This window comes from Marinagarivorans sp. (assembly GCF_982758155.1).
This window is the reverse complement of record NZ_CEXWTU010000152.1, coordinates 1-12,070: the sequence shown is the minus strand read 5'-3', so window position 1 is coordinate 12,070 and position 12,070 is coordinate 1. Positions and strand designations below refer to the sequence as shown.

The following is a 12,070-nucleotide window of genomic DNA, read 5'->3' as shown; positions in this document are numbered from 1 at the left end:
GGACATAGGTCAGTAGGGTAACGCAGGAGCGGTTACCGAGGCATGTAACGCTTTGAGTAACGCTGCTGAGGGAGTAGGAGGCAAGTATTATTGGATAAAGTATTTTTTCCTCGGCCCTAAGTAGCTGCTTTTAATAGCTGCGATGGCGCAACCGTCAATGACTTACGCGTTGCCAGTACGCCCGTCGTTGCCAACACACACATCACTAGGGGAATGCCCCAGAGCCATACATCTAAAAACCCAATATTCTTTAACTGTAACGCGCCCGCTAACCAAAAGCGCACAATGAGTTCAGCACCGATGCAAGCTACACAACCGGCAATAAAGCCCAGAATCAAGAACTCAACCCATAGCGCACGCCGTATCACGCGGCTACCCGCGCCAAAAGCACGCATAAGCGCAGAGGTACGCAAGCGTAAGGGTAACGTGACAAGCATGCCTGTCATCAATACCATTAATGCGGCTAAAACCATTAGGCCTAGCAAATACTCCACGGCTTGCCCTAGCTGGTCCACCAACCCTTTAATCGTTTTTAAGGTTTGATCAATTTCAATAAGTGTAATAGATGGAAACTTTTGGATTAGAGTATTAACGGCTAACTTGTTTTCCTCGGCTAAATAAAAACTTGTAATCCAATTACTCGCGACAAAAGGCAAGGGTTTACGGTTAAAAATAATAAAGAAGTTAGGCCGCATACTCTGCCAACTTAAGGATCGGATATTAGACACTTCCGCCGTAACGCTTTGCCCCGACAAACTCACCACCAACTTATCGCCAACAACAATATTAGCGCCTTGGGCATAATCTTTTTCGATAGAAATTAACAACGGTGAATCGTCAGCCACACTATTCCACCACTGCCCCGAAACCACTTCGTTATCATCTTGCAATTCGGTGGACCAGGTTAAATTAAGCTCTCTTTCATAATTCATTTTTTGCTCATGCGGACTGGCGTCTAATTGCTCCTTCCATTCAATAGCATTAACTTGCACCACACGCCCCCGCGTCATGGCATAAAAAGGGGAGGTATTTTGCGCATTAGTTTCGACAAAGGTTTTAACATCACTTTTTTGATGATCGTAAATATTAAATATAAAATGATTCGGCGCACCTTCCGGTATTTGCTGCTGCCATGCCAAAAGTAAATGCGTACGTGCACTGTAAACACTAAACAACACCATAAAAATCAAACCAAAAACTGTCGCCTGGGTCGCATTTTGGTCCCGGTAGTTTAACCATTGCCCTAACCCCAAGCGCACTGCACCTTTTGAATGCGTATGCCATCGCCTTAAAACACCAAAACTGCCGATAACAATAAGTCGAACAGCAAAAAAAGCGACGATCAAAGCGACTGATGCAAAAAGCGTTAAGGTAATATGCCGCGTTAACAAGGCCACCAAAACCATAATAGCCGCCAACCCCATCCACCAATGTGCAGTCTTGGTGGGCATGGCTTGGGCACGTAACACCGCCGCTGGCACCACTTTGTGTAGCTGCCAAAATCGTGGACCGGCAAATAACAGTAATATTGCGATTCCACTCAACACGGGAATCGCAAAGGCCGTCCAGTCGGGTGGGGGTAAGTAATTCGGCATTAAATCTTCAATCAGCTTTAAAAGCCCCAACTGAAAAAGCCAACCCAGTAATAGGCCAACAGCCGCCCCCAAAGCCGCCAATACCGATAACTGCCAGGTAAACACCTGCAATACTGCACGCGGCGCCAAACCCAATGTTTTTAACAGCGCCACATTACGATATTGGCTGCGCGCAAATTCATCCGCGGCCAATGCAATGGCTACCGCCCCTAAAACCAAAGCCAATGCAGCAACCAGCATCACGTAATTCGTAATGCGCTGAAAAACACCCGCATCGGGGCCGTCGCCTTCGCCAGCAGAGCGCCACTTAAAATGGCTTCCTAGCTCACTGGCTAGCCGTTCTTCAAGTGCGCTTATGGCCGTTAAATTACCGACCAATGTCATGCTGTAATTCACCCGACTGCCTAACGCGATAGCACCTGTGCGCTCAACATCATTTTGATGAATCAACGCACGAGGTGCAAAACCGATAATACTTTGAGGGCTATCAGGCTCTTGTATTAACGCTTTAGTAACAACGAAGTCCGCATCGCCAATGCTTAGCGAATCACCTACCGCGATATCGAGCGCGGCAAAAAGCCGAGACGTTAACCAGACCTCGCCAGGCTGCGGCCCGGAAAGATGCGCAACGCCTTGCGCAAAAGGCACGTCAGCCACCAGTAAATCCCCTTTCAAGGGATATTCTGACGACACCGCCTTTACGGCACCCAACTGCATTGACTCATCAGAACCAAACAACATCGCCCGAAAAGTACTTGCCGATGCCGTTTCGACACCCAATTCCTGCGCGCTCGCATACCACTGAGCGGGAATAGGCAACGAACCGGATACTCTAGCATCCGCCGCTAAATAATGGCTTGCCTTAGAATAAATTAGCCGCTGTAAACGATCGGTGGTTAACGTGAGGGTCGCAACAACCGCCACAGCAACAATCAGTGATAACACCAACATAACTGCACTACGACCACCGGCACCCTGCCATAGCAGCCGCAAAGCCAATATCGCAACCGCTCTAACCCGCGAGCCGCCCCCAACAGCAACATCATTCGCTGACACAGGCACTTTCCTTTTGACTATCAAACAATTTACCATCACGTAATCGTAAAACCCGATCACACCGCTGCGCCAAACGCTCATCATGTGTCACCAACACCAGCGTTTGCTGCTTTTGCTGACACAGGGAAAACAACAAATCAGCAATAGCTGTACCCGTATTTGTATCCAAGCTTCCTGTCGGCTCATCGGCAAATAACAATGGTGCATCGCAAGCAAACGCGCGAGCCAACGCAACACGTTGTTGCTCGCCGCCCGAAAGCGCATTCGGCTTGTGCTGCAAACGATGGCCAAGCCCAACCTGTTCAAGCCAAGCCTTTGCCTTTATTTCAGGCTTAGCGATTCCCTTCACTTCCATTGGCAAACACACATTTTGCAACGCCGTTAAACCATCAATTAATTGGAAGTTCTGGAAAACAAACGCGACCTGCTCTGCCCGTAATCTGGCACGCTGCTCTTCGGTCATCGGTGTAATATCTTGCCCAGCAATAAGAACTTTTCCAGTAGCAGGAGTATCTAACCCCGCAAGAAAGCTTAATAATGTCGACTTGCCTGAGCCAGAAGCCCCAACAATGGCAACCGATTCACCGGCTTCTATACTGCAACACAACTGGTCCAATAAGGGCGCACCACTCGTCTGCCCCGGTAAAAAGTGGTTGAGGCCTATCACTTGAAGCATGTAATTCTCACAAAGATATTAATGAATATGAATGATTTAAAGCCGATAAAGTTAACCGAAACACCACTGCGTTTACTCGAGGAGACTCCAAGCCGCACCTCAGTAAGCATTGCGATGCTTTTAGGCACACTAGTCTTTATGGCTTTAACCTTATCGCCTATGACTGCCAATGCTGACATTAATTCACCCTTAAAGGCAGAGGATACAGAATTAACGATAGGTATCATCGGTGACAGCCTAAGTGCCGGTTACGGACTCAAGCAACATGAAAGCTGGGCACATTTGTTAAGTAAAAAACTCGAGACAAGCCACCCCCGTGTGAACGTTATAAACGCATCCGTCAGTGGCGCCACCACTGATGCAGGCCTACAAATGCAAGCTGGCTTACTGCAACAACAACCAGATATCCTTATTCTAGAACTGGGCGCCAACGACGGCCTACAAGGTAAACCCTTAAGCTTAATCAAAAAAAATCTATCAACGCTCATTACACAAGCACAAAAAAGCGGAGCCGAGGTTTTACTGGTCGGCATAAAGTTACCGCCTAACTTGGGAAGGCGCTACATAGAGCCTTTTTTCGCACAATTCGAGGACCTTGCAGCGCAACACCAAACAGCATTAGTCCCCTTTTTATTGGAAGGGGTTGCAGGCAACCCCGCGCTAATGCAGGCCGATGGACTTCACCCCAATAGCGCAGCACAAAGTGCAATTTTAGAGATCATTTGGCAACCGCTCGAAGGCTTGCTCAAGCAAAAGCAACAAGAGAGGTAATAGTGACAGCATCAAATATTACCGTTACGCCAGTTTGGGAACCGGCTCTGCACGGTAAAAAACGCCTTAAATTTAAAATTAAAGATCGTCGGTTGATGCCATATGAATCGTACGCGTCATATCAGCATTTTCATCATCTAAAAATTTGAAATCATTAAAACCAATACGCACCACATCGTTGTGGACTAATTTATGTTTCTTTTGTGCTGGCAGATCATTCACAAAAGTGCCATTGGTACTGCCAAAGTCTTCAACAAAAATATCAATATAATCGACAAAATCTTTATTTTGCTCTGCAATAATATGGGCATGGGCGCCACTAACGGCAGGGTCTTGAATCACGATATCATTATCGGGTTTACGGCCAATAGTGGTGAAACCTAGATTTATCTCAAAGCGATGTACGATCACGCCATCGACTAATTGTGCAAGTACCGCAGGCATAGGGTTACCTTTTTATTCTATTGATAGGAAGCGTCTTACTCCACCGTCTACGGCTATAGCAATCGCCAATCTTTAGCTTCATCTTTGAAGTCTCGTATTATGGCTTTATTCAACGTAAAAGCCATATCCGATGCACTACTAAAACGCTCGCTGGTTTTCTTTTTTAGCGCGCGGTTAACAATGCGTGCAGCACTTGCGGGTAACTGCGTACGCATTGAGCGCACCGCTACGGGGCGAGAGTGCAAAACAGCCTGCTGAATTTCGGCAATACTGCGACCATTAAAAGGTGGCTCGCCAGTTAATAATTGATATAGAGTTGCCCCCAAACTAAACAAGTCTGTTTGCTCGGCCACGGGGCGCCCCTGTAATTGCTCGGGCGCCATATACAAAGGGCTGCCCATAATCTCGCCGGTTTCGGTATGGGCTTCATCTAGCCATTTAGCAATGCCGAAATCAGTAACCTTAACATCGCCGCTATCGCGATCATAAATAATATTGCCAGGTTTGATATCGCAATGAACTACGTTTTGCTGATGCGCAAATGATAAAGCTTCAGCGACTTTTAAACCAATCCAATAAACTTCAGCAATAGGCAGTAATTGGCCTTCCACTAGGTACTCGGTTAAAGGCTTTCCCTTTGCTAAATCCATAGCGATATACGCCCAATGATCTTGCTGACCAACATCATAGACCGCTACAATATTCGGGTGAGATAGCTTGCCTATGGTTTTAACTTCCGTTAAAAAGCGATTTTTAACTTTGTTTTGATTCTCGACGCTAAACACATTGAGATTTAAAGTTTTCAGTGCTACATCACGAGAAATAACGGGATCGAACCCTTGGTATACAACGCCCGAACCACCGTGCCCGAGAACACTGCGCACTTGATAACGCCCCAACGTTTCAATACTGGTTGTTACGCACACAACCTGCGTTTTATCGGGCGCTTCAGGAATTTTTACAAGCGGTGAAATTGCCGCCTCACAAGCATTTATTTTCTGTTTAACATCGCGAAATTTACGCGCTTTTTTGTAGAGCATCTGCCATACAGGCAAAGCTTTTTTAGGAGCGTTATTCGCCAATAACGCATCAGCAATACGGTAGTACCACTTGATGGTTTCCGAACTCAAGGGCACCCGCTGTATAGCGAGCAATGCCTGCTCGTATCGCGCAGCGTCATAATTTAATTTTGCCGACTGCAAGGCCCAATAACGAGCCTCTTGCGTTTGAAATAAACGCACATTTCTTTTCACTCTGGCAGCAGCACTTAGCCCATAAATAATCGCTGTAGCCGTAATCATCATTCCCAACGGCACCCAATAATTCAATAAGCTAGGTAACAATATTTGTACCAAAGCAAAAATAATAATGATGCTCAACCCTGAAAATACAAATACCACCGTACTCACTCGCGGCAACATAAGTAAGGACCACAACAGTAATAGGGCAAGAAGCGTGTATTTAAGTAATGGAAAAAAATAAGGGGTCGTGATGTAAGCGCCGTCCCCGAGCGCAGCCAAAACCTGGGCCGTAGCGCGCAGTTCTTCGCTCTCGTTGCGCCCCAGCAACACCCAGCCCGTTAACGCCTCCGAACGCTGAGCCGCTGCCAGCGTCAATTGAACCGTTGGGGCCTTAATGCCAGCATCGCCGTACAAGGGGACAATTGAACCGTCATAAGTCACTGGAAAGTTACGCGTTTGAGACTCACCGGATACGATACTGCGCCCCTGCTGCCACACAGGCAAAGATTGCGTAGTCGTAGCCGCCAACAAGCTATCGCCGGTCCGTAATAATCGTAAGACAAACGATTCACGGACCTCATCATTCAATTCAACAAACAAAGGTTGATTAATGGCGCCGCGAGGGGGAAGCAGTAAATGCTCAACAGGTGCCGAAAACGCTTTGTGTGCGCCGCGCTTTAGTCTTGAAGGAAAAGGCGCCAAAGGCCATAAATGTTTTAGCCAAGGGGCAGATATTCGCCCCATCGCCATAGCGCCTCGCTCAATAGCCACTAACTCTCCGTGGCTGGATATTCGCCCACCAATCCCAACAACGGCTCGCTCGCGAAGCGTCGCCATCAGTACGTCGCGATCAGTCGCCGTCGCTCTTATGGCAGAGCGTAGCGCTGATGGCTGAACCGTGTTGCTATCCGACCATACACCCAAAAGTTTCTCAGCCCGCCCTTGGATAAAAGTCAGCGGCTCCTCTGCAATGATGCCAAGCACCAAAGGCATTACAGCGTCATTAGCACCAGATTGTGTTTGATCAGAAGAAAGATTAACAGACAAGGAGGGAAGCTGACCAAGACCTATCGGAGACTCTTCAGCGATAGACTTAATGCTATTTTGTGGTTGCACCGATGATGATTTTTCAATCAACTTAAATAATGCATCAGCGCCTGCAATATCAGATAACCACGCCTCGTACTCGACATCAGGAACGTGAATCACAGTAATCGGTGTTCGCGGGGAAGGGAGATCAACAAAATCAATGGCAGCGCTTAACAGTAAGCGGTCAAGCTGTTGATTGATAGAATGGAGCCAGCTGGGCAAGGGCAACGTACTCATCAATAAGGCCACAAAAGCCACAACCAGTAAGTTGGGGCCCATCAAGCGATTAATGATTCGTATACCTAAACCCATGTGAAGATGCCAGCGTAAATCCAGTTAAGGTATCAAAATGCAGACTGAAGCCCAAGTAAGGCAATCACAAAATCACCTTTATTTCTCATCAAGCGACTGTTCGCGCTGCTTTTTAAATTCATGGAAAGTCATGTCTTTTAATGCACTCATCCAATACCGCCCCTTAGTTTTCAGAAGCGACGACTCGATTACGGCTTGTTCGTTTCGCCTCATATAATGCTTCATCTGCTCGCTTAAACAAACCTTCTAAATTTTCATCTACATTGATCGATGCCACACCAAAACTCGCGGTTACCTGAGCACTCCCATTAAAAGCATGCTCTTCGATCAATCCCCTTAGCTTTTCAGCAAGCGATGTGGTTTCTTTCAGCTCGCTATCTCGGCAAACTAACAAAAACTCTTCACCACCCCAGCGGGCAAAGCGATCACTCGACCGAATATTGCTGGTAATTAATGTGGATAACTCAACCAAAACCTTATCGCCCGCCGCATGGCCGTGGGTATCATTAATCTGTTTGAAATGATCTAAATCCAGCAGAACAATAGAAAGATGCTTCGAGCTGACATGCCACTCATTCAAGGCCTCAACAAGAGACTCTTCCACCCCTTCTCGATTAAACGCGCCTGTCAGCGGGTCCCGTTTGGCGCGAACTTCCATATGCTTGGCCTGTTTATCAAGCAGCGTATTGAGCTGCGTAAGCTCGCTTTCTTTGCGCTGATGGCTCATCAACTCCTGCTTCAGACTAAATACTCGAAAAATCAAAAAGCTTAATATGGCGGCAATCCAGCACAATATAATCAGCAAGTACCAGCTTTCCGCTGAGATAATTTGACGCTCGAACTCAATGCCCCTTACCTTGAAGTTATGCTCGCCAGGATGCATCCCAGAACCCGTTTGTATTTCAATAATCACAATATTTCTGAAGTCTGAATAGGAATGCCTTAAGGGCACGCTGTGCATTTGCAGCCACCAATCCGCGACAGAGAAATCGGAAAAGCTAAGTTCTAAAAAAACATTTTCTTCTAATAATTCTTTTTCGAACTCTATCGCATTGTATTTGGTTGACTTTAAATCGTCATCCTTACTGTATGCGACGTCATAGTTACGCAATAAAATACGTATAGTGTCTGCAGGCCCATCGTAATCCAGTAAAAGCCGCATTGATCGGTATGAACTTAAATCTACCCCTTCGACAAAGCTATTATTTAAGTACAGTTCATAACCACAAAAAGGATATTGGTACCCCCCTTTTATAATGCATTTCCACTGCCCATTCGGCTGATCAACCCAATGCGCCTCGCTAAAACCACCATTAAGTACGTCATCATAGATGCGGCGCGTATGATCATCACGCGGATCAATTACATGACTCGAAACCAAGATCCACGGGCGCAGGACAATCGCCAGAATCGTCACCACAACGAGCGCAAGGAGTTTTTTTTCTGTTTTAAGAAGCAAACTGAGCATTGTCTTTTCTTTTATTATTTATTAATGAGTGGCACACACTCAAAATACCAATGAAGGCACCCCTCATATACACAGGGTGACCCGCTAAAATATCTCACACAAAAACTACGATCCCTTCTCAAGCGTCTCGACTAGCTCTTTAAAAGCCTGCTGATTGTGCTCATTTAACGATATTAATACCTTATGAGCATCGATAACACGCTGCTTAAAACTTTCTTCTGAGCCGCCCTCACAGTTTAAGCACTCGGCAAAATCCAAACTTTGACCAATACTGCGAGTAATAACAAAAATCTCTTCGAATCCCATAGTTTCCAGTAACCGAACCATACCCGCAGCAGTTACGACTAATACGGGCCTCGGCACCCCCACTTTACGGCACCGCAAGGCAATCTTAGCCATCAACCCTAATGTTGTGCTATCAACGGCTTCAGCCAAGCTTAGATCAAATACCACCGAATCAAACTGAGGGTCCTCAAACATCGCACGAATGAATTTATCAAAAGAGAGGCACAGAACCATGCGAACATCCCCCGTCATTCGGATAGCATAAGTTCCCGCATCGCTTGCTACTGAAATCTGCCCTACCATTTACTCATTACACCGATAATTGCTTAATCAAAACCATGGCGATATCATCCGGAGCCTCTTGATTACAGTCTAGTTGCAATCTGCTAGCAATTTCATCTAATGACAATAATGATGTTACTCCCTGCATAGCATCCAATAATACCTTTTCACGATCGATAAGATCCTCTTCCGGTAGCGTTTCCAAAATACCATCGGAGAACATGACTAACTGGAACCCTTTTTCAAGCTGAACCTTATTAACCACCCACTGAGCATCCTCAAACAAACCTACAGGTTTTCCCTTACCCTTTAAATACTCTGCCCGCCCATCCGGCGAAATGATAATCGGTAGCGGCAAGTGACCCGCTAGCACGTAACACATCTCCAGTGTTTCGGTATCAATCACGCCAACCACACAGGTCAGGTGAGAGAAGAAACGCGACTGCATCAGCTCTCGGTTCACAACATCCAGCAGCTCGGCAGGCGCGGTATTGAAGCCATCTTCAGTGTTAAACATCTGGCGTTCGCGAAACAAGCGGCGTACCAATTGCTTCAACCAAACAGTCACAAAAGCAGACGAAGCCCCATGACCAGAAACATCGGTCAAATAGAAAGCCACATAACGCCGATGCAAATAACCATAATCCACAAAATCACCGCTTAGATACAGCGATGGTAAAACGCGATGACTTAGCTCAATCCCGCTAAAGGTTAAGGGCGTCATAGGCAATAAGTTACTCTGTACAAGCTTTGCGGCCTGTTGATCACGCTCCAGAAGCTGAACGTGATCTTTTAGTTCTCGATTAACTCTTTCGAGACGAGCTTTGTAAGCATCATTTTCCTGCTGCAAAACTAACATTTGCAGGGCACGGTTTACCGAGTGAATAACAACGTCAAAATCAAGTATGGGTTTAATGAGATAGTCTGCAGCGCCCAATCGTAACGCTTGCGCCACATCCGAGACATTACCGATACCGGACATAAGAATAACAGGGAGGGGGGCACTCAAGTCATTAATGGCTCGAAGTAAATCAAGACCATTGAATTCTGGCAGGCGCAAATCGGTAATAACAACATGGGCCTTGTTTTTTAGCAGGTAATCACGTGCAGACAACGCTGAGTCGAACTCCTCAACACACAGTTCGCACTTACGGAGATACGAAGCTAAGCGATCACGCGTAGCAAGATCATCATCGATAAGAAGAACTACCGTTTTATCAACAGCTTTCGCACTTAAGGCGTGATTCACCGACAAACTTTATGCCCCATCGAAATACCTTATAACCGTTCACGTATCACAACTACCGAGCCACTTGACAGGATAAAACCTGCCATTTAGGCGCCCACACTACTCCCTCTAGTACGTCGGTGCAAGCCACTACAGTGTAATTAAAGTGGCGCCAATAGTAGCGCCGTTACACATAAGATATCTTCTAAATGAGAAAAGGGATCGCTACTTGCTTTATACTTTTAACCGCGCCGAAAACGCCAGCCTATTGGCAGACGTTTTACAGATGAGTGGTTGAACCGCGTATGTGCGTTAACGTTTCAGTTCAAAGGGTAGCCTCATGTCAGAATCAACTCTTGCTAGCAACACCCATCACAACCAAAACCCAACTCAATTAAGTGCACGCAATTACGACGAGAAACGTGATTTCATTCGAATGCTTATTAACACTGAAGCCTTAGTCGTTAATGCCGCTGGTGAAAAAATCGTAGGTTTTTGCCACAATTTAAGTGGCGGCGGCGCGCTATTAGAAATGCAGCAAGCTCTAACCATGAACGAAGAGGTCGAAGTATTCATTCACTCTCGATACGGGCACGCCCCTGTTTTTAGCTCTAAGGGCATGGTGGTTCGAAATCAGCCTTCTAACACAAAAAGCAACTACCTTGTTGGCGTTAGGTACTAACCATCAACAAGGCTAAAAATCATCGAAATCATCAAGATCGCCACCAAAGTCGTCCGTAATAGCGCCATCTTTAACCAAAAACTGCCTATTTTGCAAATAGGCTTCTCGGAAAAACAAATATTTATCGCCGCTGAGAAGCCCCTCTGCATCAAGTAAGTTAGCGCGCGCATTCGCATAATCCAATGCTGTCGCCGCATAACGAATCCGCTCGTTAGGAATATAGGTACGAGGGGAGGTATTCCAATCAACAGGTAAGCCGACAGTATCCGTTAACGTGGAGGGGCCCAATATAGGCAATACCACATAAGGACCGCTAGGCACTCCCCACACCTGTAATGTTTGCCCAAAATCCTCACCTTGGCTTTTTTCTAAACCGACCTCTGTAGCAACGTCAACTAGCCCGGCTAGCCCCGCGAAGGTGTTTAAAAATAAACGTGCACTATCGTGCCCCGCCTGTCCCCATTTAGCTTGTAGCAAATCATTAATAATATTAGGTACTTCTCCCATATTATCGAAAAAATTATTGACCCCCGTTTCAACAAAACCAGGAGACACATAGCGGTAGCTTTTTGCAACCGGCTTTGCGACCCAAGTATCGAGAGAGTCATTAAATTTGAAAACTGTGCGATTCGCAGCTTCCCACGGATCATTTCCATTCGCTGCTGGCGTACTCGAACAACCACCAAGCATTGCCGCAACCACCACTCCTAGCGCGACTCCTACTATCTTTTGCATGTAACGATTTCCTACATTTATTAATGCCGCCATTCTACCTACATCAGTCAAAAAAAAAAGTGTTCTACGCATGCAATAAAAAGCCCCCAAACCAGAGGCTTGAGGGCTTTTTACAATTATCGCTCTTAGGGGTGTGCACTGAATAACTTCCCGTTTTTGAATTCCTGGGTGCACGATTGCCTTCGTTAAAAATATTTGCAATAGCC

At 46.3% G+C, this 12,070-nt stretch carries 10 protein-coding genes; 2 read left to right on the top strand and 8 right to left on the bottom strand.

The genetic code is table 11. From position 1 onward, the window contains the following. Positions 1 to 116: 116 nt before the first annotated feature. Positions 117 to 2,651 (bottom strand): ABC transporter permease, encoded by a 2,535-nt coding sequence (locus AC3A8L_RS14815; RefSeq protein ID WP_487963044.1) that lies wholly within the window; start codon positions 2,649 to 2,651, stop codon positions 117 to 119. Then, positions 2,638 to 3,327 (bottom strand): ABC transporter ATP-binding protein, encoded by a 690-nt coding sequence (locus AC3A8L_RS14810; RefSeq protein ID WP_487963043.1) that lies wholly within the window; start codon positions 3,325 to 3,327, stop codon positions 2,638 to 2,640. Before AC3A8L_RS14810 ends, AC3A8L_RS14815 begins: the two co-directional genes overlap by 14 nt. On the opposite strand from AC3A8L_RS14810, the gene AC3A8L_RS14805 reads away from it, so the two are divergent. Continuing rightward, positions 3,319 to 4,098, top strand: coding sequence for an arylesterase (locus AC3A8L_RS14805; RefSeq protein ID WP_487963042.1), 780 nt, complete (start codon positions 3,319 to 3,321; stop codon positions 4,096 to 4,098). The two genes, AC3A8L_RS14810 and AC3A8L_RS14805, sit on opposite strands and share 9 nt — an antisense overlap. A 78-nt stretch (positions 4,099 to 4,176) precedes the next feature. Here the strand turns inward: AC3A8L_RS14805 and AC3A8L_RS14800 are convergent, their stop codons facing one another. From AC3A8L_RS14800 to AC3A8L_RS14780, 5 genes are all read right to left on the bottom strand, one after another. Then, positions 4,177 to 4,542, bottom strand: a complete 366-nt coding sequence (locus AC3A8L_RS14800) for an FHA domain-containing protein (protein ID WP_487963041.1) — start codon at positions 4,540 to 4,542, stop codon at positions 4,177 to 4,179. A gap of 53 nt (positions 4,543 to 4,595) precedes the next feature. Beyond that, a complete protein-coding gene (locus tag AC3A8L_RS14795; RefSeq protein ID WP_487963040.1) occupies positions 4,596 to 7,184 on the bottom strand; it encodes a serine/threonine-protein kinase in 2,589 nt (862 codons plus the stop codon). 163 nt (positions 7,185 to 7,347) lie between these two features. Continuing rightward, entirely contained in the window at positions 7,348 to 8,652 is a 1,305-nt protein-coding gene (locus AC3A8L_RS14790) for a GGDEF domain-containing protein (protein ID WP_487963039.1), read from the bottom strand. 105 nt (positions 8,653 to 8,757) lie between these two features. Then, positions 8,758 to 9,240 (bottom strand): STAS domain-containing protein, encoded by a 483-nt coding sequence (locus AC3A8L_RS14785; protein WP_487963038.1) that lies wholly within the window; start codon positions 9,238 to 9,240, stop codon positions 8,758 to 8,760. A gap of 7 nt (positions 9,241 to 9,247) precedes the next feature. After that, positions 9,248 to 10,468: a PP2C family protein-serine/threonine phosphatase gene (locus AC3A8L_RS14780; protein ID WP_487963045.1), complete on the bottom strand. Its 1,221-nt coding sequence runs from the start codon at positions 10,466 to 10,468 to the stop codon at positions 9,248 to 9,250. Between the two features lie 319 nt (positions 10,469 to 10,787). On the opposite strand from AC3A8L_RS14780, the gene AC3A8L_RS14775 reads away from it, so the two are divergent. Continuing rightward, positions 10,788 to 11,129, top strand: coding sequence for a PilZ domain-containing protein (locus AC3A8L_RS14775; RefSeq protein WP_487963037.1), 342 nt, complete (start codon positions 10,788 to 10,790; stop codon positions 11,127 to 11,129). Between the two features lie 12 nt (positions 11,130 to 11,141). On the opposite strand, the gene AC3A8L_RS14770 is transcribed toward AC3A8L_RS14775, so the two are convergent. Continuing rightward, entirely contained in the window at positions 11,142 to 11,864 is a 723-nt protein-coding gene (locus AC3A8L_RS14770) for an MlaA family lipoprotein (RefSeq protein WP_487963036.1), read from the bottom strand. Between the last annotated feature and the right edge of the window lie 206 nt (positions 11,865 to 12,070).